The sequence below is a fragment of the Microbacterium sp. JAI119 genome, from assembly GCF_013410135.1.
Lineage (GTDB): Bacteria > Actinomycetota > Actinomycetes > Actinomycetales > Microbacteriaceae > Microbacterium > Microbacterium oxydans.
Genome location: NZ_JACCCK010000001.1, coordinates 31660 through 51279, shown reverse-complemented (window position 1 = coordinate 51279; position 19620 = coordinate 31660). Strand labels below are relative to the sequence as shown.

The window sequence follows — 19620 nt, the reverse complement described above, 5'->3', positions numbered from 1 at the left end:
GCGATCTCCCGCGATGGCCGAGGTTAGGCTAACCTAACTATTTCCCACTCAGCGTTCCAGGAGTCCCATGTTCCGTTCACGTCCCCCCATCCCCGAAGAGGCCCGTGTCGATGCCCCGGAGGACATAGGGACCGGAAGCGAGAGAGGTAACGAGGAGGGTCCGGACGACGAGGACTTCGCCCCCTGGGGTCATGGGAGGCACCGCCACGACGATGACCAGTTCATCGTCGCGTTGAGCGGCAGTGCCGTGATCGAGGTGGATGGCGAGCCGTTCACGGTCGACCAGACCGAGGGGATCTGGATCCCGGCCGGTGTGCCGCATTCCGCGCGGTTCCATCCCGGGTTCGCACCGTTCGTGCACCGCACGGGCGCTCCCACCGGCGTCGTCTCCGCACCGTGCGCTGTCGCCGTATCCGTGGAGCTGCGCAACCGGCTGCTGGCGACCGCGATCTCCGGAGCGGACGCCTCTCCCCTGCTGTGCGCCGCACTGCGCAGGAGCAGTCGACGTCGTTCGGTCCGCGGAGTGGGGGATCCTGCTCACGTCGACGCGGTCGCCGTTTCGCCGGTTGGTGCGCCCGCTCCGCGGAGAAGCGATGCCGCTGCGGAGCGGGCACGCATGCGGTCGGAGGTCGCCCGCATCGCGCACGCGGAGCTGCGCGGCCCCCTGACCTCCGCAATCGGCGCCGCACTCCGCGCCGATCCTGCGGATGATCGCACTCTGGATGGATGGGCGCGACGCCTGCACACCAGCACGACGAGCATCCGTCGCGCCTTCGTGACGGAGCTCGGCACGAGTTACACGACGTGGCGCACAGCGGTCCGCCTCGAAGCGGCCGCTGCGCTTCTGCGTCGGGGATACCCGGTGGCGAATGCCGCCAGGGCCGTCGGGCTCACCCACAACGGTCTGCTCGCCGCGTTCCATCGTGGCTACGGCTGCCGGCCGAGCGCGATGAGACGGCATCAGACCCGCGACATGAAGCCGTCTGGCGCGGGCGGGGCACCTCGAAGTCGGTAGTGTGATCATCCGGCACTTCACGAGGGGAACCCACGCATGTCCGTTGGACTTCTGGCCGTCGTCGACGACATCCTGAGCGCCGCGATGAAGGCGTCGGCGAAGGCGGCGGGCGTCGTGATCGACGATGCCGCGGTGACCCCGCAGTACGTGCAGGGACTCACTCCGGCGAGGGAGCTGCCCGTCGTCGGCAAGATCGCCCTGGGCTCGCTGGCGAACAAGTTCCTGATCATCATCCCGGTGGCGTTGCTGCTCACCGCGTTCGCGCCGTGGGTGCTGCCTTATCTGCTGATCCTCGGTGGGGCCTACCTCTGCTTCGAGGGCGCGGAGAAGGTGCTGGAGTGGTTCGGCGTGCAGCACGGCCACGCCGACGAGGGCGCGCGCGACGAGAGGAAGCTCGTGCTGGGCGCCGTGCGCACCGACCTGATCCTCTCCACCGAGATCATGCTCATCTCGCTCGCGAGTCTCGAGAAGGGGCTCGACATCTGGGCGACGCTGGCCATCCTCGCCGTGATCGCCCTCCTCATGACGGGCGTCGTCTACGGTGCGGTCGCGCTGCTCGTGAAGATCGACGACATCGGCCTGAAGATGGCGAAGAATCCGGTGCAGCGCGTGCGCCACACCGGCACCAGGATCGTGCGCTCGATGCCGGCGGTGTTTCGCTTCATCAGTATCCTCGGCACGGTCGCGATGCTCTGGGTCGGCGGCCACCTGGTGCTCGTGAACCTGGGCGAGGTGGGGCTGCACTTCACCACCGACCTGCTGCACGGGATCGAGCACGCCCTGGAGCCGGCCGGCGGATTCGTGGTCTGGCTGGTCGAGACGCTCGTGTCGGCGATCGCGGGCCTCGCACTGGGACTGCTGATCGTCGTGATCGTGCTCGGCATCGCGCGGCTCTTCGGCAAGACGCCCAGCTTCCACGAGGGCGAGACCTCCCCCGCCGACGTGCACGTCTGATTCCGAGTCGGCCGTCTCGCGACTATCCGCCGTGCGGGGGATGCGACGTGCCGCTCTCGAGCCGCACCCTCGTCCTAGTCGAACCCGCACGCCCGCGCCTCACTCCACGCACACACCCGCGCGGCACGCAGTCACGCTGCGATGTCGTAGCGCGCTCGACCCCCGAGTCTCGGTCTGCGTTCCGGATCGACGTTGGGCGGTGGGATGAGCCACACCCGTGCCGCGACCCCGACCCCCTCGATCCTGATCTCCCAGTCGTTGTCGTGGATGCGGTGGTGACAGCTCTCGCAGAGCAGCACCCCGTTGTCGAGGTCGGTCGGCCCGGCATCCCGCTGCCACCAACGCAGGTGATGCGCCCTGGTCAGCTGCGGCGCGAGCCCGCACATCACACAGCCGCCGTCACGCTCCACCAGCGCGAGCCGCTGAGCACGGGTGAACAGCCGCTTCTCACGACCCCAGTCGAGGATCTCGCCTCCACCTCCGAGCACGACGGGGATGATGCCGCCGCCCGCCGCCATCCGACGACAGGCGGCGATGCTGACGGGCTCGCCGAGGCCGTCGACCGTCGCGAACCCGGTGCCGCCGGTCAGGTCGTCGAGCCCCACCCGCACGACGACCGTCGCTCCGGACACGGGGAGACCGCCGTTGTCGCATCCGCTCGCGTGTGCGCAGATCTCGACGAACGCATCGGCCTGGAGCATCGCGACCGTGCGTCGATCGGCATCGGGCGCCTCGGGATCGAGCACGTGCGCCCTGGCCTGGAACGTCGCAGTGACGTAGGCCTGGATCGCCGCTTTCACCGGCGCGCCGGAGGCGACATCGGTCTGCAGCGTCAGGTGCAGCGACCCGTCGCGCTCGAACATCGTCAGGGAGCGCCGTGAACGAGCCTCGTCTTCGCGCGGAGCCACACCGTCGGGATCGAGCCAGGCCTCGGCGTGCACGACCAGCTTGCGCACGTCGTCGAGCGACAGCTCCGCGGCGCGTTCGACGAGCAGTCGCTCGGCCTCGATGATCCGCTCCAGACCGACCTTCAGGCGGGCCCGATCGAGCAGGGTCACGATCGACGCTGCTGCTGCGGCGCTCAGCGCGCCCGCGCCGATCGCCTGTTGCACCGCGGGATAACGCGGCGGCAGCGGTTCGCCCAGGAGGTTCGCCCGGGGAGCCGTAGCCTCCCCCACCTTCACCAGGCGCACCGCATCTCCCGTCGATCCGCCGGTCGTCGCCGCGATCATGGTCGCAGGGCTGCGGAACCCCTGCTCCTTCGCCAGGCTCGCCGCTCCCAGCTCGGGGCGCGACTCCCGCGCGATGCTCGCCGCGATCTCGGCGTGGATGCCGTCGAGTCGACGCTGCACCAGCCCCATCGTGCGATGCGCCTCGAGCAGCTGTGCTCTGGTCAGCTCGGCCGCGTTCGACGCATCCGCCCACACGTCTTCGAGGCACTCCACGGCCTCGAGGAGGGGGCTCAGATGCGGGTTCGTCATGCTCTCAGTTTAGAACATATCTTCGATATATTGGAGGGGTGTGGATAAGTCGATGCGCCGCCGTGCCGTAGTCTCATCGCCATGTCCGCCACCTCGCCGTCGCCGAAGTCCCGCAGCACGAAGCGCGACGCCGACCGCTGGTTCCGCGAGCAGGGGCTTCCGACCTTCGTGCCGTTGCGGCGCTGGTTCACCGACCTCCCCCGTCGCGTCGCCCCCCTCATCGCCTGGGTCGCGGTGGCCGCCTACCTCTTCCAGGACGGGATCGAGGTCGTGTTCGACTTCGCCCTCGACGACGACTCGATCGGGTGGGAGCTCCTGATCGTCCCCCTCGCCCTCACGATCTTCCTGCTGGCGGTGGGCCTCGCCTGGGCCGCCTACTTCCTCGTCCGAGGCCTGCTGCGGCGTCTCCCTGCGGGGATCGGCACGGCGGTCGCCCTCGTCCTGATCGCCGTCAGCCTCGCCTTCACGATCGTCTACGACTACAGCACCCACCCGAATTCAACCGTGGGGCCGGTCCTCCGCACGGCGCTCGTGCTCGCCCTCTGCATCCTGGTGACCGGCATGGGCGGCGGTGCCATGATCTCCTGGGCCTCGCGCCTGGCGGTGCGCAATGCGTCGGCGATCGGGCACATGGCGTCGATCGCGCTGCCCGTGATCCTCATGCTGGTGGTTTTCTCGTTCTTCTCTGCCGAGGTCTGGCAGATGGCCTCCGCGCTGTCATGGGGATCGATCGCCCTCGTCGGCCTCGTCGTCGCGGTGCTCGCCGGCATCGTCGTGCTGCGCGTCAGCGCGTCGGAGATCGATGACCACGCGCACGCGCCGACCGCGGAGCAGCGAGCCGCCCTGCTCGTCGGCACCCCGGCGGAGGGGCGTCCCGCACCCGGGCGGCCGGGGCGCCTGCACGCTCCGCAGCGCATCAACATCCTGCTCGCGATGACCGTCGCGCAACTCGTGCAGGCGCTGTTCTTCGCCGGGCTCCTCGCGGCGCTGCTGATCGTGATCGGAGGCATCGCGATCCCCCAGGGCGTCGTCGGCATCTGGCTCGGTCCCGGCAGCGCCGCCCAGCCGCTCGCGGTGCAGCCCCTGGAGTTCTTCGGGGCGAAGCTGCCGCTCACCGTCAACCTGCTCAAGGCCGCCACTCTGCTCGCCGTGATCGCCGCCCTCCCCTTCGTGTTCTCCGCTGTGAGCGAGGCACGCTACCGGGAGCGGTTCTTCGACCCGATCATGGCCGACATGCGGCGAGCGATCCTCGTGCGCGAGGCCGTCAGCACGACACCGGCGCGCCGCTCCTCGTAACTGTTCGGCCGCAGCGCGCCCGCACGACGTCCAGCAGGGATGTCAGCTGCGGAGATTCTCGGCGGGGCGCAGACGCGCGGCGCGGATGGAGGCCAATCCACCTCCTCCGGCGCCGACGATCAGGCCGACGGCAATGGCGATGGGAAGCAGCACGATATCGAACACGGGCGCCCATCGTTGGCTCACTGTGACGACGAGGATTGCCGCCATGCCGAGCACGAGACCTGCGGCCCCTCCGACGACACCGACGATTGCGGATTCGAGGGTGATGAGTTCCCCGATCTGTCGGTCTCGGGCTCCGAGCGCTTTGCGCATGCCGATCTCACCCCGGCGTGCGTTGACAGCGAGGAGCGTGGCGTTCATGAGTGCGGCGATCGCGACGATCAGCGCGAGCAGCGTGAACGCGGTGAGGGTGGCCTGCACCCCTTGTTCGACCTGTCCTCTCAACTGTGCAGAATCGGTCGGCGCAGCGACGACGATCCGGTCCGGCTCGTACGGGTTCAGTGCCGAAGGCAACTGCTTGGCGACCTGCTGCGCTGCGCCGGAGGAAGTCACGGCCAACATCGTCACATCGACGGCCCCTTTCGCCGTGATGTCTTCGCGGGGTCCGACGACCACTTCACCGCGGAGCAGGGGGAGACGCGAGGACGTGGTGATGATGCCGGCGACGACATAGGTGATGCCATCAACCGAGATCGTGGGGGCGCCGTCGATGCTGCTGAGTTGCATGTCCTTCGCGAGAAGATCTCCGACGTAGGCCTCACCGGCAGCCAGAGGTCCCTCATGCCACGGTGCCTCGTCGACGGTGAGACGCGCAGCGCCGACGATGTCTCCGATGGCGACGTGCGGCCGGATCTGGCGTGCCTCCGCGAACGTCGAGACCGTGCTGACATTGAGATCGATGACGACCGCGGCTGCATCCACTCCGCTGAGTCGCTCGATCGCCTGCGGAACCTCCTCGGGCGGAAGCGAGTGCTTGGCTCCCGTCGACCACGTCGCCGAGACCTCGCGGTTCAGGTGAGCATCGAACGTGGCGGACACTTGGGCCCGTGCCGATGCCGAAAGCCCGAGGGTGGTGATCGTCAATGCCACGGCAATGGCGACGGCGAGCCCCTGTCCGATCGATTGGTACTTTCTCGACATCACCGACGCCCAGGCGTCGCGCAGTATGTCGGCGAGTCGGATGCGCCCGGTGAGCTGCGCCTGCTCGTCGTCGCCCGGAACAGGGAAGGGCCCCTCGTCGACTGCAGAAGCCAGCGACCTATCCCCGGACTCTTTGGGTGCCGGATCCGCTCCGGTGCCGGGCTGTCGCTCGTCGGACACGATCGCCCCGTCGGCGATGTGGACCACACGACGCGCCCGGGCCGCGACCTCAGCCGAATGAGTGACGACGACGACCGTCGCCCCGTCGCGATTGATGCGTCCAAGCTCGTCCAGAACACGAGCGGCGTTGACCGAGTCGAGGTTTCCGGTCGGCTCGTCGGCAAGGATCAGTTTCGCGTCCCCGGCGATCGCCCGGGCGATCGCGATGCGTTGACGCTGCCCGCCCGACAGCGTCGAGGTGCTCTGGAACGCGCGTTCCGCGAGCCCGACAGAGTCGATGGCGCGGAGGACACTCTCACGCCGCTCGACACGCGGCACGCCCCGGTAGAGCAGGTTCAGCTCGACGCTGTCGACGGCTGATCTGGCCTCGAGAAGATGGAAGGCCTGGAACACGAATCCGATCGTCCGTGCCCGCACGCTCGCCGCACGGCGGCCGTCGCCGGCACGAGCCTCCTCGCCGTCGAGAACATAGCTGCCCGCCGTCGGGTCGTCGAGGAGACCCAGAATGTTCATCAGTGTCGTCTTGCCACCGCCCGATGGCCCGACGATCGCAACGAACTCCCCCTGGTCGATCTCCAGGTCGATACCGCGCAGTGCATCGACATCGGGCCGACCTGCCGACGAGTACGTCCGACGCACTCCCCGTAACTGAATCAGCGTCACGTCAACCGACTCGAACCAGGTCGCCGGTCTCCAGGGCGCCTTCTTCGAGCGGCTCGACGGCGACCTCGCCCTGCAGTGTGCCCAGGACCGTGACCGGCACCTCGAAGAGCGTTCCGTCCGCCTGCTGCTTTGTCAGAACAGTCTTGTCAGGCCCTCGGTCCGAGACTGCGAGAACCGGGACGATCAAAGCGTCCTCGGCCACGATCTGCTTGACCACTGTCACCCGCGCCCGCCCGGCCGATCCCGGCAGTGCTGCGTTCGGGACCACGGCGAAGGTGACCTCGGGCGCTGCCTGTTCCGCGTCCCCATTCGAGCCCGTTCCCTCTGGGTCTTCGGCCGAGCCGGAGGGGCGGATGTCCCCCACGGTGCCCTCGACCTCAGTGCCACCGATCGAGATCACAGCCGCGTCGCCTGCGACCACATCCCCGAGATCGGTGACGGGAACCGTGATCGTGACCACCAGATCCGCCGACCCGAGGATGAAGTCCGGCACGCCCTCCGCCGCCAGACGCTGTCCGACCTGAACGCCCTGCACGACCTGAGCGGACGCCGAAGGCATCGCCAGAATTTCGGCGACAGGAACATACCCCTCAGCAGTCGGCACCTTCGCGCTCGTCTCCGCCGACTTCTCGCCCTCTCCCGGGCTCGTCTTTTCTGCCGCGGCACTGCGAGTGGGGGCTTCATAGCCGCTGTCCTGATACCAGCGCTTCACCGCCGTGGCCGTCTCGCTTCCGAATCGCCCATCAGCGTTGAGCTGGTACGACCGCGCCACCAGTGCGGCCTGTAATGCTTCGACATCCGGTCCACGATCCCCGACGCCCATGTCGCGATAGAAGGAGAACGCCGATTGCACACCGAAGAGAGGACGCCCATTGACCTCGGTGAGAACCTGCCCCGAAGAAGCGGTTGCACCCGTCGCCAATGGGCGTCCGGTGACGACGGTGAGCGACGCATCCGCGACCGGAAGCACCGTCACCGGAGTCTGCGTCGACGGCCCCGCCTGCCCGGTGAAGCCGACCTCTCCATCCAGCGAACCCTTCGCAACTTCCGCGAAGACCGGCCCGGGGGCGGGCGCCTTGGCGTTGGCCTCCTGCTGCGCCGACGACTGGAACTGCGTGGCAAACCAGAATCCCGCACCAATCAGCGCCACGATCAGCACCACGGCGATCACGACGATCCAGCGGGACCGTCTCGCCGTTTCCGGCACAGCTACTTCATCCATCGAACTCTCATTGCTCACTGATCGGCCAAGGCTCGTTACCGAGCCAACTCTCGCGCCGCCTCTCTAGGGCGCGGCTGGCGCGTTCTCCGCCACGATCGTCAACAGCTTCTTCTTCCGTTCGATCGCGTCCGCACGGATCCGATCGAGCTTGTCCCTGTTCTCTGCGACGAGCTTCTCCTGCTCCTCCCAATTCCGCTCGTACCAGAGCGAAGCCCACCCGCTCGACTCCTGGCACTCCGCATCGGCAACCGCCGCAGCAAGCTCCTCCACCGAAGGCTGCGAGTCCGATCCGGTCACCGCACCCCACTTCTGTCTCTCAGCGGAGGGAGCTCCTTCCCAAGGCTGCTCCTGGGTCACCGCGTAATCCACCCGTGGAGTCAGACACTCCCGCCAGGCCTTCACCGCCTTGGCCACATCCGGATCCTGCTCCACGATGATCATGGCCTGAGCCGTCAGTTCCGAAATGTAGTTCCGTCCGTCAAAGTTGGAGAGAGAGCTCTTGTCTTTCGCGCGGATCTTGTCGGTGCAGGCCACGAGCGCGTCATCCAACTCCTGATTCGGAAAGTAGGAATCGACCGTCTCAGTGAATGTCAACCACAGCTCCGCGCTCTCCGGATCATCCAGCCGCGCGAAGTGGTAACCCCATTTCTTCGCCAGTTCCAGATTGAACAACCGCAGATCCACCTCGTTGACGTCTTCCGCACGGGGGAATTCCGTGTCCTGCCACGGCACCGGCCACTCATACCCCTGCGCACCCAGACAATCCGAGATCAACAGCTGCTCCGCGTAGTTGTCCAGTTCCGGGGAGTACACCACGAACTCATCAAGAGGCATCTTCCACGCAGCTTGATTCTTCACCCCCGCATCCGCCTCACTGCCCGGCGCGGTGCACCCCGCCAGACCCACGGCAACCGTGACCGCAAGGGCGGTCGTCACGAACAGGCGGCCACCCATACGCGGACAGGTCACCGGCATAGGGCCGAACCGACACTGCTCCGAGTGGTTTCGAAATAGCCCGACTCGATGTCATCGTTAAAACTCCCCACGTTCCCAAAGCCGCCCCCTCGCGGGACGAACAAATACGCTCCCGCCTGGCTCGGCCCTCTGTAGAGGTAGGAGTTCTGGGATCGACCGTTGTTGAAGGTGGACGAGATGACGTTGCCGTAGGACCTCCAGCCGATGGCCATGACATCCACGCAGTTCGCGAACTTGTGCGTGGACGGCTGCTGCCATGCGTCGTTGGTGTATTTGTAACCCGAGTAACTGCACGTGTACCCGGATGGGCAATCACCCGGCGCGGCTGCGGCAGGGCCTGCCAAGGCGAGAACTCCCACACCGGACAGGACGAGGGCGATCAGCGCGCTGGCCACTCGTGTGCGCCCGGTCGTGCGACGCGCGTGTTCCAAAGACATGAGATCCTCCGATGCACCCGCCGACTAAAACAATACGTTCTACACAGTACGCATGGTCTTTGCGCGAGTCTGTAGGCCGTTCGGGGGACAAGAGCGGCGACGGCGCGCCGCTCCCCGTAACTGTTCGGTCGCCGCGCACCCGAACGCCGCTGCTCCTGCTAGCGTCGGCGATGCGCACCCGAGCGCCGATGAAGGATGCGCACCCGAAGCGCAGAAGAAGAGAGACCGCCCGCCGATGACAGCCGTGCGAATCAGGGATGCCGAGACCGCCGACCTCGAGACGATCACCGCGATCCACAACCATGCCGTGCTGCACACCACCGCGATCTGGAACGAGGAGGCGGTCGACCTCGCCGACCGCATCTCCTGGCTCGCCGATCGCACGGCCCGTGGCTTTCCGGTCATCGTGGCCGCCGACGACACCGGGGTGCTGGGCTACGCCTCCTACGCGCAGTGGCGCCCGCACAGCGGATACCGTCACACGGTCGAGCACTCGGTGTACGTGCGGGACGGCCAGCACGGTCGGGGCATCGGCACCACGCTGATGACGGCCCTCCTCGAGCGTGCCCGCGCCGCCGGGATGCACGTGATGATCGCCGGGATCGAGAGCGGCAACGCGGCCTCCATCGCCCTGCACGAGCGCCTGGGCTTCGTCGAGGTCGGTCGAATGCCGCAGGTCGGCGCGAAGTTCGGACGCTGGCTCGATCTGAGCATGCTGCAACTCGTGCTCGACGATCGCCCCGAACCCGGCACCGAACCCCGCACCGGATCCTGACGATGGACCTGCTGCAGTGGTTCGTCGAAGCCTTCAACTCGCAGTGGATCCTGCCGGGCGGGCAGACCCTCCTCGTGCGTGAGGTCGTGGGCAACGCGTTCGGCCTCGCGAGCGCCCTCGGCGGGATGCGCCGCAAGGTGTGGGCGTGGCCGGTCGGCATCATCGGCAACCTGCTGCTTCTCACGGTCTTCCTGGGCTCAGCGCTGAGCCCCGACCCGTCGCTGCCGCACCTGCTCGGGCAGGCCGGTCGGCAGATCATGTTCATCGCCGTGGCCATCTACGGCTGGATCCGCTGGCGGAATCTCGACGGCGGGCGAGTGGTTCCCCGCTGGGCCCCGACGAGCGCACGCATCGGCATGGTGCTCGTGATGATCGTCGGCACGGTCGCCCTGACCCCGCTGTTCCGTCTGCTCGGATCGTGGGAGCCGGTGTGGGCCGATGCCTGGACGTTCGTCGGATCCTTGCTCGCGACCTACGGCATGGCCAAGGGCTGGACCGAGTTCTGGCTGATCTGGATCGCCGTCGACGTGGTCGGCGTGCCGCTGCTGTTCAGCTCCGGCTACTACGCAACCGGCTTCATGTACGTCTTCTACGGTGTCTTCACCGCGGTCGGCTTCGTGATCTGGTGGCGGGCACAGCGCACGGCCGCACCGCCGATCGAGATCCTGCCGCCCGACCCGAGCCCACGACGTCCGGAGGAGGAAGAGCTCGCCTGAGCTCCGCCCTCCCCCGGCCCTTCCGCCTCGCTCTCGCCCCTCCTCGAAACGAGGCAGTCCTCAGGCCCGGCTCTTCCCCTTCACGGTCAGCGCCATGACATCGGCCGCACGCGCCGTGAGCCGTTCGAGCGGACCCTTGCCGACCGTGCGCGTCCAGACGAGTGCGCCGGCCATCATCAGCAGCGACAACGCGATCCAGGGAAGCACCGGGTTCGGGAGCCAGGTCGCCGCACCCGCCAGGATGAGGATCGCCTGGATGACGTAGCCGGTGAGGGGCACAGCACCATAGGCGGCCAGTGGTGCCACCGCCCACCTCGCGTAGCGGGTGACGATCAGGCACAGCCCGAGGATCGCCACCGCGAATCCGCCGGATGCGAGGATCTCGAGCACCCCGCCGGAGTGGGCGGAGAAGTTGGTGACGGCCTCGAGCATCTTCGCCGGCGGGTCCTGCGACGCCACCCGGTCGAAGTACGACTGGCCGTCGACGTCGCCACCGCCGTCGCCACCGAACAGCGAGGCCTTCTCGGGCGCGAAGCAGGCGACGATGCCGTCGCTCGTCTGGCAGGTCAGCCCGGAGATGTCGACCTCGTCACCCGGGACCATGCTCATCGAGCCCGGAACTGAACCCGAACTCGAGCCGGAGGCGGAGCTCGACGTCGTGACATCCTGCTGCGGCGGCGTGAGCAGCCCACCCAGCGTGTATCCGCCGATCGCCACCAGCCCACCGTAGACGAGCATGACCACCGCCGTCTTCACGCGGGTCAGATCGAGGCGGCCGATCACGAGGCCTGCGCAGAGCAGCGCCGCCCAGACCGTGATCGGGTACGTGCCGAACAGCACCAGCGACAGCCCAGGGCCACCCAGATCCGGCGAGAGCGTGCCGATCAGAGCGAGCAGCGGAGGACCGAGGATGCCGAGCGCCGCCCCCGCGATCACCAGCACCCTGGTGCGCAGGTGCACCGTGAACGCCGCCAGGATGTACAGCACGCCGTACAGCGTGAGGATCACGGCGATGCCGGAGCCCAGCAGCTCGACCAGCAGCCCGATCACGAAGATCGCCGCTCCTCGACCGACCAGGCGCAACCGGATCTTCCGCAGCTCGTCCGCAGTCGCGTTCTGCGCACCGCCGGTCATCAGCGCGAGAGATACCCCCGCCAGCAGGGCGAACAGGATCGAGGAGCGCCCGTTGACGATGTCCAGCCACGTCGACGGATCCGAGAGAGTGAAGTCGGGACCGCTCGCGACCATCAGGTGCGCGCCGAACATCCCGACCAGCGCGAGTCCGCGCGCGACATCCACGCCGACGATACGGCGCCTACCCGTGGAGGTGGCTCCTCCGCGTCGCGGACGGTCGCCGGAGTCTGCGACCGAAGCGTCCTCCGTCGGCGCAGGGAATGACGGGATGATGTGGGGCGTGCTCAAAGGAGACCTCTCGAGGATTCAGCGGAGATCTCAAGCTCAACACGAACGCCCGAGGGCACACATCCACCCTCAGTACCGCTTCTATCCGTCGATCGGATGAAGTCGGCGCGTGCGGGTCCTAGCGGGTGTCAGTGCCGCACGCGGGCCAGGAACTCCGCCGTGGCCGGCTGCTGCGGGGCGTCGAACACCTGCGAGGGCGGACCCTGCTCGACGACCACGCCGTGCTCGAGGAACACGATGCGGTCGGCCACCTCGCGGGCGAACGACATCTCGTGGGTGGCCATCACGATCGTGGCGCCCTGGACCTTCAGCTCGCGCACGAGGTCGAGCACCTCGCCGACCAGCTGCGGGTCGAGCGCGCTGGTGATCTCGTCGAGTAGCAGCACCTCGGGCTGCGTGAGGATCGCCCGCACGATCGCGACGCGCTGCTGCTGTCCGCCCGAGAGCCGGTCGGGGTACTCGTCGGCCTTGGCGCCGAGCCCGAGCGTCTCGAGCAGCGCGCGCGCCTTCGCCCGCGCCTCGGCCTTGCGCATCCCGTGCACGCGGACCGCGGCGAGCGTGACGTTGTCGAGCACGGTGAGATGCGGGAACAGGTTGAAGTGCTGGAACACGACCCCGATCCGCCCCCGTACGGCGTCGGCATCCACCCGCGGGTCGGTGATGTCCTCCCCCGAGAGGAAGATCTGCCCGTCGTCGACCCCCTCGATGAGGTTCATGGTCTTGAGCAGCGTCGACTTGCCCGAACCCGATGCGCCTATCAGCACGACCACCTCGTGCGTGCCGACCGAGAGGTCGATGCCGCGCAGCACGTCGTGGTCGCCGAAGCGCTTGCGCACGCCCTTGGCTTCGATCACCGGCACGCTCATACGACTCCTCCGGCCTGCTCGCGCTTGTTCAGACGTGCCGTGACGACGTCGGTCAGGCGGATCATCGGCCAGCTGAGCACGATGAACATGAGGCCGGCCACGACGTAGGGGGTGAAGTTGTAGGTCTCGGCGACCATCAGTTGCGCGGCCCTGACGGCATCGACCGCACCGAGGACGGAGATCAGACCCACGTCCTTCTGCATCGACACGAAGTCGTTCATGAGCGCGGGGACGACCTTGCGCACGCCCTGCGGGATCACGACGATCCGCAGCGTCTGCCCGTGCGTGAGTCCGAGCGAGCGCGCGGCGATGCGCTGCGAGGGGTGCACCGCCTCCATGCCGGCCCTGAGCACCTCGGCGACATAGGCGGAGTAGGTGAGGACCAGGGCGATCGTGCCCCAGAACATCGCGGGCATGCGCGGGAAGATCCCGAGCGCGGGGATGCCGAAGCCCACCAGGTACAGCACGATCAGCAGCGGGATGCCGCGGAAGAAGTCGGTGTACGCCGCGGCGAGCGCACGCAGCGGGAAGAACACGGGGCCACGCAAAGAGCGCAGGGTGGCAAGGAGCGTGCCGAGGATCGCGACGCACACCACCGCGATGACGAGCACGAGCAGGTTGACGAGCAGCCCCTGGAAGATCGGACCGATGCTCTCGAGCGCCACCTGGGGGTCGAAGAACGTCTGGCTGACGATCGCCCAACCGGGGGTGTTGACGACGACGACGATCAGCACCACGGCGAGCGCGAGGCTGCTGCCGAAGGCGATCAGGACCGAGCGCGTGGTGGCCCGGCGCCGCAGAGCGCGGCGTGACAGCTCGAGCTCGCTCGGCTGCCACTCCGCGTCGACGGGCGTCGAGGTCATTTCAGGACGGGGACGTCGACCGCGTCGCTGAGCCACTTCTGCTGCAGCTCGTCGAGCGTGCCGTCTTCGCGCAGTGCATCGACCGCCTTGGTGACGTCGGCCGTGAGGGCGGAGCCCTTGGGCAGCACGATGCCGAAGTCGTCTCCGCCGTTCGCGTCGGCGAACTGTCCGGTGACCACGCCGTCGTCGAGCTGAGCGCCGACGACGTAGAAGGCACCGGGGAGGTCGGTGATCATGGCGTCGATCTGACCGCCCTTGAGCGCGAGCACGACGTCGTCGACCGAGTTGAAGACGCTGAGGTTACCTTCGCCGAGCTGAGCCTTCGCGACCGTGTAGCTCGTGGTGCCGCTGGCGACGCCGACCTTGGTGGCCTTGAGCTCGTCGATGGTGGTCGCGGATGCGGCGGGCGAATCGCCCACTGCCACGACGGCCTGGGTGGTCGTGTAGTACGGCGACGAGAAGTCGACGGCCTTCTTGCGGTCGTCGGTGATGGAGAACTGCTGCAGATTGATGTCCCAGTCCTTGGGACCGGGAGCGATGGCGCCGTCGAAGGTGGTGCGCACCCAGACGATGTCGTCGGCCGCGTACCCGAGCTGCTCGGCGACCGCGTTCGCGACCGCGCCCTCGAAGCCCTCGCCGTTGGAGGGGTCGTCGTCGACGAACCACGGCTCGTAGTTGGGCTCGCCGGTGGCGATCGTGAGCTTGCCCTCGGTCACGGTCGAGAGGCCCGACCCGTCACCGCTGCCGGAGTCGGAGGACGGCGAGGTGCACGCGGAGAGAGTGAGCGCGATGGCGGCGGCCGCAGCGGTGACGGCGGCTGCGCGGCGGAGGGAGAGGGCGAAGGGCACGATGACTCCAGGGCGAAGAAGGGTAGGGAGGAGAGCGCGGGGCAGGGCGGGTCCGCCAGGTGTCGAGGCGGGTCTGCCTCTACAGAGTAGGCGATGCGGCGAGTCGCCAATCGGCGAAGTCGAAACCTGGCGACACGAAGCACGACACCAGCACCTCGTCGGCGTCGAGCGGCCGCGCGGCCTGCCAGACACCGGCGGGCACGAGCACCTGCGCCGCGTCGTCGGGTCCGAGCACCACCGGGGTCGCCACCCCCGGCTCCGCGCCGTCGCCACCGAGACTCAGTTCGAGCCGCCCCGGGCCGTGCCACAGCCACAGCTCGTCGCTGGTCACGACGTGCCACTCACTCCGTTCCGACGGCAGCAGCAGGTAGTGGATGCAGGTGGCCGCCGGGCGCGGACCGTTCGGCGTCTCGACGGGAAGCGGGCTCGTCCAGGTGCGACGGAACCAGCCGCCCTCGGGGTGCGGGGCGAGGTCGAGCCGTTCGGCGGTCGCGGGGCGCTGTGTCATGCGGGTGCTCCGGTTTCGGGGAAGGAGTCGACGGCGTAGCGGACCTCGCCGGAGATGATGGTGGCGGCCGTGCGGCCCGCCCCGTGCTCGACGAGTTCGACCACGGCATCGGGGCCTGACGGGACGCCGAAGAACGTGAGGTCGGCGAGTGCCCCCACCGCGAGGTACCCGGTGCGGTCGGGACCGACGTCGATGCCCATGGCGTGCGCCCCTCCGAGGGTGGCCGCACCCAGCAGGCGGGCGTGCAGGTCGCGGTCGGTGTACCCCTGCGAGCGGGCGATGCGCGCGAGCTCGGCCACATCGGCCAGCACATCGAGCGAGGGGCTCGACGACAACGAGTCGGTGCCGACGGCGATCGGGCTGCCCTCGCGCAGGTACGCGGCGATCGGGGGTTCCTCGAGCCCGATGACGGCGTTCGATCGCGGGCACAGCGCCACGGTGGTGCGGCGCTCCCGGAGGATGGCACGGTCCCTGGCGCTCATGTACACGCCGTGCGCGATGTGGCAGTCCGGTCCGAGCACGCCGAGCTGATCGACGAACTCGGTGGCGCTGGTGCCGAATCCGGCCTTGCGCAGCTCCTGGAAGCTCGCGAGCCCCGCCGTGTGCCAGGCCTGCGGGTGCTCGTGCGCGAACTCGCTCTCGAAAGCAGCCTCGCCGAGGTGGATGTGGATGCGTCCGCCGCGCTCGCGCACGATGTCGGGGATCTCCAGCAGCGGCTCGATGTCGAGCGAGTAGGGAGCGTGGGGTGAGAGGCCCGTCCCCGGCGGCGTCGGCAGCGCGTCGAGCGCCTGCTCCACCTGCTCGCGCCCGGTGCGAGCCCAGTCGGCGTTGGTCCAGCTCATCACCTCCCAGTAGGTGATGCCGTGCAGGCAGGCGTCGTGCAATGCGGTCGCTGCCGCCCTGTCGGTCACGACATCCGCAACGGCCGTCGTGCCGAAACGCAGTGCCTGTGCGGCACCGTCGGCCGCGTCCACCGCCCAGTCGCGCCCACCTTCGTAGACCGGATCGAACGCGCGCACCCAGTCGTCGAAGCCGTCGTACTGCCCGCGCCCGACCGAGGCCATGCCCGTGTATTGCAGGTGGGTGTGCGCGTTCACGAGACCGGGGGTGAGCACGCCGTGCCAGTGCACCTCCTCCGCCTCGATCCCGCGTTCCGAGAGCGACCGCAGCACCCACTCGCGTTCGCCCACGTGCATGATCCGTCCGTCGCGCACGGCGACCGCACCGTCGACGATCGGCGGGGCGGTGATCGGCACGACGAGCCCCGCGGAGTAGACGGTCACGGCGGTCATGCGGACTCTCCTCGGAAACGCGGCGAGCGCCATTCGCGCAGCGCGTCGATCTGGGCGGCGCTGCGCTGGTCGATGCGCTCTCCGCGCAGGGCGAGAGCGGCCGTGCCGATGGCGGTGTCGGCCTCGGCGGGAAGGGCATGCACTCCGACGGGCAGCGCGAGCGAGAGCAGGTGCTCGACGGCGTACAACTGCACGGCGAACGACAGATCCATGATCTCGATCGGGTTGCCCTCGCCGGCTGCGAGGTTCACGCATCCGGCCCTCGCGATCACGAGCGCGCCGTCTCCCGCACGCTCGACGAACGGCGATCTCTGCCCGTCCGCTCCTGCGTACGACTGCAGCGTCGACACATCGAGGTCGACCTCGTGCGGAACACCGCCGGCGACCGCGACGATCGCCGCCGTGAGCAGCACCTCGGCATCGACCGTGTGCGGCGCACCGGTGGCCGAGACGACGAGCGCTCCGGGGGCGAGGTCGTGCAGACGCCCGATGCGGTAGCCGTCGTGCGTGGCGCGAAGTGCGCGCACCGGGTCGGTCTCGGTGACGCCGACCTGCACGCCCAGCGCCCGCAGGTGGGCGGCGACGCCCTCTCCTACGGGCCCGTAGCCCACGACCACGGCCGGCTGGTCGCGAAGGTCGATGCCGGCGTCGTCCAGGGCGTCGGCGATCGCGAACACGCAGGACTGCCCGGTGCCGTAGCGGTTGTCGAAGGAGGTCTTGGTGAGGGCGTCGTTCACCGCGATGACCGGGATCTCGAGCACTCCTTCGCGCTCCATGAGCCGCAGGGGCATGAGTCCGCTCGTGGTCTCCTCGGCCGCGCCGCGCAGCCCGGCCGCGATCCCCTCCTCGTGCGCGAGACGGATCAGGTGGGAGCCGTCGTCGAGCAGCAGGTCGAAGCCGCGGCGCAGGAAGGCCACGGCGGCGGCGCGCTCCGCAGCTGCCGACAGGGCCGGGTCACCGTCGACGGGGATTCCGCGGGATCGCAGCACCTGGGCGACCTCGACGTCGATCTCATCCGGGTGGGCGTAGACGGCGACCGTCGCTCCGGCATCCCGCAGCAGCAGGGCGAGCTGGGCGGTCTTCGGCTCCAGCACCATCGCGATGCCGATCCGCACACCCTTCACCGTGCCGGCCTCGCGCAGGCGTCGCGCGCGATCGGTGGCGACGGGCATGTGACGTCCGGCCGCATCGACACGGTCGTGAGCCGTCTCACGCGCTGGGAGAGCCTTGCCGTCGAGCAGGATCTCGGGCGTCGCACCCGGTGCGAGGACGACTCCGTGGCCGACCGTGCCGGTGCTTCCGAGATGCGCACCGAACGCGGGCAGCAGTCGACGCAGCTCGTCGGCCACGGCATCCGTTCCCACGACGGAGAAGTCGCGACCGGCCACGAGCAGGTTGGTCTCGCGGGCGAAGCGCCGCACCAGACGCTGGGCTGTCGCGGTCTCGTCGGTCACCAGTCAAGGGTAGAGCCCGCCGGGTGTGCCGACTGCCAGAGCGGAGGCTGTCGCGCCCGAATGTGTCGGCGCGTGTCGGCGACCCTGGATTCCCCGGCGCGGTTCGCCTTTCATGGAGCCCATGACCCGTCAGATCCGCTTCAACGCCTTCGACATGAACTGCGTCGCCCACCAGTCGTCCGGCCTGTGGCGCCACCCCGACGACCGCTCCCGGCAGTACAACACCATCTCGTACTGGACGGATCTGGCGAAGCTGCTGGAGAGCGCGACCTTCGACGGCATCTTCATCGCCGACGTGCTCGGCACCTACGACGTGTACGGCGGCACGAACGAGGCCGCCATCCGCAACGGCGCCCAGGTGCCGGTGAACGACCCGATCCTCCTGGTCAGCGCGATGGCCGCGGTGACCGAGAACCTCGGCTTCGGCATCACGGCCGGCACCGCGTTCGAGCATCCCTACCCGTTCGCTCGACGACTCAGCACGCTCGACCACCTCACGCAGGGCCGCGTCGGCTGGAACGTCGTGACCGGTTACCTGCCCAGCGCCGCACGGAACATGGGCCAGGAGGACCAGCTCGCCCACGACGACCGCTACGACCACGCGGACGAGTACGTCGAGGTGCTCTACAAGCTCTGGGAGGGATCGTGGGAGGACGACGCGGTGGTGGAGGACCGCGAGCGCGGCATCTTCACCGACCCCGGCAAGGTGCACCCGATCGGGCATGAGGGGAAGCACTTCAGCGTTCCCGGCATCCACATCTCCGAGCCGTCACCACAGCGCACACCGGTGATCTACCAGGCCGGCGCGAGCCCGCGCGGGGTGAAGTTCGCCGCCGAGAACGCCGAGGCCATCTTCGTCGCCGCCCCCTCGAAGGAGGTGCTCGCCGGCACGGTGAAGCGCATCCGCGACGCCCTGGAAGCCGCGGGGCGCGACCGCCACGACGCCCGCATCTACACGCTGCTCACCGTGATCACCGCCGCGACGAGCGAAGAGGCCACCGCGAAGCACGCCGAGTACCTCTCCTACGCCAGCCCGGAGGGCGCACTCACCTTCATGTCGGGGTGGATGGGCGTCGATCTCTCGCAGTACGCCGAGGACGAGCCGGTCGGGAACGTCGAGTCGAACGCGATCCAGTCGGTGCTGCAGCACCTCAAGGAAGAGGCCGACCTCGGTCGCGAGTGGACGGTCGGCGACTTCGGACGCCACAACGCGATCGGCGGCCTCGGCCCCACGATCGTCGGCTCGGGCGAGGAGATCGCCGACGAGCTGCAGTCCTGGGTCGACGAGACCGACATCGACGGCTTCAACCTCGCCTATGCGGTCACGCCCGGCACGTGGCAGGACATCATCGAGCACGTGATCCCGGTGCTGCGCGCGCGTGGCGCCTACCCCGAGGAATATGCGCCCGGCACGCTCCGCAACAAGCTCCACGGCCGCGGCGACCGCGTGCAGGACACGCACCGCGCCGCGAAGTACCGCGTCGGCTCCTTCGCGAAGGCGTAGCCCTCT

At 68.6% G+C, this 19620-nt stretch carries 18 protein-coding genes; 6 read left to right on the top strand and 12 right to left on the bottom strand.

Translation table 11 applies throughout. The annotated features are described in order from the left end of the window. Positions 1-67 precede the first annotated feature (67 nt). Together HDC31_RS00270 and HDC31_RS00265 are read left to right on the top strand one after the other, a co-directional pair. Positions 68-1015, top strand: a complete 948-nt coding sequence (locus tag HDC31_RS00270; protein ID WP_113681312.1) for an AraC family transcriptional regulator — start codon at positions 68-70, stop codon at positions 1013-1015. 36 nt (positions 1016-1051) lie between these two features. Further along, positions 1052-1969 carry a DUF808 domain-containing protein gene (locus tag HDC31_RS00265; protein ID WP_113681313.1) on the top strand — a complete coding sequence of 306 codons (918 nt, stop codon included), beginning with the start codon at positions 1052-1054 and terminating at the stop codon, positions 1967-1969. A gap of 131 nt (positions 1970-2100) precedes the next feature. On the opposite strand, the gene HDC31_RS00260 is transcribed toward HDC31_RS00265, so the two are convergent. Beyond that, positions 2101-3450 carry an HNH endonuclease signature motif containing protein gene (locus HDC31_RS00260; RefSeq protein ID WP_113681314.1) on the bottom strand — a complete coding sequence of 450 codons (1350 nt, stop codon included), beginning with the start codon at positions 3448-3450 and terminating at the stop codon, positions 2101-2103. Positions 3451-3531: 81 nt separating this feature from the next. Between HDC31_RS00260 and HDC31_RS00255 the strand changes: the two genes are divergently transcribed. After that, positions 3532-4746: a hypothetical protein gene (locus HDC31_RS00255; protein ID WP_058631966.1), complete on the top strand. Its 1215-nt coding sequence runs from the start codon at positions 3532-3534 to the stop codon at positions 4744-4746. 42 nt (positions 4747-4788) lie between these two features. On the opposite strand, the gene HDC31_RS20410 is transcribed toward HDC31_RS00255, so the two are convergent. The 4 genes from HDC31_RS20410 to HDC31_RS20555 all read right to left on the bottom strand — a co-directional run bounded on the left by HDC31_RS20410 (position 4789) and on the right by HDC31_RS20555 (position 9366). Beyond that, complete coding sequence (locus HDC31_RS20410) at positions 4789-6732, bottom strand: ATP-binding cassette domain-containing protein (protein ID WP_113680378.1); 1944 nt, start codon at positions 6730-6732, stop codon at positions 4789-4791. Between the two features lies 1 nt (position 6733). Next, a complete protein-coding gene (locus HDC31_RS00245) occupies positions 6734-7954 on the bottom strand; it encodes a peptidoglycan-binding domain-containing protein (protein ID WP_113680377.1) in 1221 nt (406 codons plus the stop codon). Between the two features lie 63 nt (positions 7955-8017). After that, positions 8018-8908, bottom strand: coding sequence for a hypothetical protein (locus tag HDC31_RS00240; protein WP_147251189.1), 891 nt, complete (start codon positions 8906-8908; stop codon positions 8018-8020). 11 nt (positions 8909-8919) lie between these two features. Beyond that, positions 8920-9366 (bottom strand): peptidase inhibitor family I36 protein, encoded by a 447-nt coding sequence (locus HDC31_RS20555; protein ID WP_113680375.1) that lies wholly within the window; start codon positions 9364-9366, stop codon positions 8920-8922. A gap of 235 nt (positions 9367-9601) precedes the next feature. On the opposite strand from HDC31_RS20555, the gene HDC31_RS00230 reads away from it, so the two are divergent. After that, positions 9602-10141 carry a GNAT family N-acetyltransferase gene (locus HDC31_RS00230; RefSeq protein WP_113680374.1) on the top strand — a complete coding sequence of 180 codons (540 nt, stop codon included), beginning with the start codon at positions 9602-9604 and terminating at the stop codon, positions 10139-10141. A 2-nt stretch (positions 10142-10143) separates the two neighbouring features. Further along, positions 10144-10857, top strand: a complete 714-nt coding sequence (gene pnuC, locus HDC31_RS00225) for a nicotinamide riboside transporter PnuC (RefSeq protein ID WP_113680373.1) — start codon at positions 10144-10146, stop codon at positions 10855-10857. Between the two features lie 60 nt (positions 10858-10917). Here pnuC and HDC31_RS00220 read toward each other — a convergent pair whose 3' ends face one another. The 7 genes from HDC31_RS00220 to HDC31_RS00190 form a co-directional block, all read right to left on the bottom strand. Then, complete coding sequence (locus HDC31_RS00220) at positions 10918-12279, bottom strand: heparan-alpha-glucosaminide N-acetyltransferase domain-containing protein (RefSeq protein ID WP_147251188.1); 1362 nt, start codon at positions 12277-12279, stop codon at positions 10918-10920. 128 nt (positions 12280-12407) lie between these two features. Then, positions 12408-13145, bottom strand: a complete 738-nt coding sequence (locus HDC31_RS00215; RefSeq protein ID WP_113680371.1) for an amino acid ABC transporter ATP-binding protein — start codon at positions 13143-13145, stop codon at positions 12408-12410. Beyond that, the gene (locus HDC31_RS00210) at positions 13142-14008 is read right to left on the bottom strand and encodes an amino acid ABC transporter permease (RefSeq protein WP_058631961.1); all 867 of its coding nucleotides are present in this window, start codon (positions 14006-14008) and stop codon (positions 13142-13144) included. The genes HDC31_RS00215 and HDC31_RS00210 overlap by 4 nt, the downstream gene beginning before the upstream one ends. Beyond that, a complete protein-coding gene (locus HDC31_RS00205; protein WP_046748567.1) occupies positions 14005-14856 on the bottom strand; it encodes an ABC transporter substrate-binding protein in 852 nt (283 codons plus the stop codon). Before HDC31_RS00205 ends, HDC31_RS00210 begins: the two co-directional genes overlap by 4 nt. Positions 14857-14935: 79 nt before the next feature. After that, positions 14936-15364, bottom strand: coding sequence for a cupin domain-containing protein (locus HDC31_RS00200; protein ID WP_046748566.1), 429 nt, complete (start codon positions 15362-15364; stop codon positions 14936-14938). Beyond that, complete coding sequence (locus tag HDC31_RS00195) at positions 15361-16656, bottom strand: amidohydrolase family protein (RefSeq protein ID WP_179515697.1); 1296 nt, start codon at positions 16654-16656, stop codon at positions 15361-15363. Before HDC31_RS00195 ends, HDC31_RS00200 begins: the two co-directional genes overlap by 4 nt. Next, positions 16653-18110 carry an adenosylhomocysteinase gene (locus HDC31_RS00190; RefSeq protein WP_218867269.1) on the bottom strand — a complete coding sequence of 486 codons (1458 nt, stop codon included), beginning with the start codon at positions 18108-18110 and terminating at the stop codon, positions 16653-16655. Before HDC31_RS00190 ends, HDC31_RS00195 begins: the two co-directional genes overlap by 4 nt. A gap of 121 nt (positions 18111-18231) precedes the next feature. On the opposite strand from HDC31_RS00190, the gene HDC31_RS00185 reads away from it, so the two are divergent. Then, a complete protein-coding gene (locus HDC31_RS00185) occupies positions 18232-19614 on the top strand; it encodes an LLM class flavin-dependent oxidoreductase (protein ID WP_046748563.1) in 1383 nt (460 codons plus the stop codon). Positions 19615-19620 lie beyond the last annotated feature (6 nt).

Excerpts from the sequence above, each read along its gene's own strand:
- HDC31_RS00270 (WP_113681312.1), top strand. The coding sequence starts at position 68 with ATGTTCCGTTCACGTCCCCCCATCCCCGAAGAGGCCCGTGTCGATGCC.
- HDC31_RS00265 (WP_113681313.1), top strand. The coding sequence starts at position 1,052 with ATGTCCGTTGGACTTCTGGCCGTCGTCGACGACATCCTGAGCGCCGCG.
- HDC31_RS00260 (WP_113681314.1), bottom strand. The coding sequence starts at position 3,450 with ATGACGAACCCGCATCTGAGCCCCCTCCTCGAGGCCGTGGAGTGCCTC.
- HDC31_RS00255 (WP_058631966.1), top strand. The coding sequence starts at position 3,532 with ATGTCCGCCACCTCGCCGTCGCCGAAGTCCCGCAGCACGAAGCGCGAC.
- HDC31_RS00245 (WP_113680377.1), bottom strand. The coding sequence starts at position 7,954 with ATGGATGAAGTAGCTGTGCCGGAAACGGCGAGACGGTCCCGCTGGATC.
- HDC31_RS00240 (WP_147251189.1), bottom strand. The coding sequence starts at position 8,908 with ATGGGTGGCCGCCTGTTCGTGACGACCGCCCTTGCGGTCACGGTTGCC.
- HDC31_RS20555 (WP_113680375.1), bottom strand. The coding sequence starts at position 9,366 with ATGTCTTTGGAACACGCGCGTCGCACGACCGGGCGCACACGAGTGGCC.
- HDC31_RS00230 (WP_113680374.1), top strand. The coding sequence starts at position 9,602 with ATGACAGCCGTGCGAATCAGGGATGCCGAGACCGCCGACCTCGAGACG.
- pnuC (WP_113680373.1), top strand. The coding sequence starts at position 10,144 with ATGGACCTGCTGCAGTGGTTCGTCGAAGCCTTCAACTCGCAGTGGATC.
- HDC31_RS00215 (WP_113680371.1), bottom strand. The coding sequence starts at position 13,145 with ATGAGCGTGCCGGTGATCGAAGCCAAGGGCGTGCGCAAGCGCTTCGGC.
- HDC31_RS00210 (WP_058631961.1), bottom strand. The coding sequence starts at position 14,008 with ATGACCTCGACGCCCGTCGACGCGGAGTGGCAGCCGAGCGAGCTCGAG.
- HDC31_RS00200 (WP_046748566.1), bottom strand. The coding sequence starts at position 15,364 with ATGACACAGCGCCCCGCGACCGCCGAACGGCTCGACCTCGCCCCGCAC.
- HDC31_RS00195 (WP_179515697.1), bottom strand. The coding sequence starts at position 16,656 with ATGACCGCCGTGACCGTCTACTCCGCGGGGCTCGTCGTGCCGATCACC.
- HDC31_RS00185 (WP_046748563.1), top strand. The coding sequence starts at position 18,232 with ATGACCCGTCAGATCCGCTTCAACGCCTTCGACATGAACTGCGTCGCC.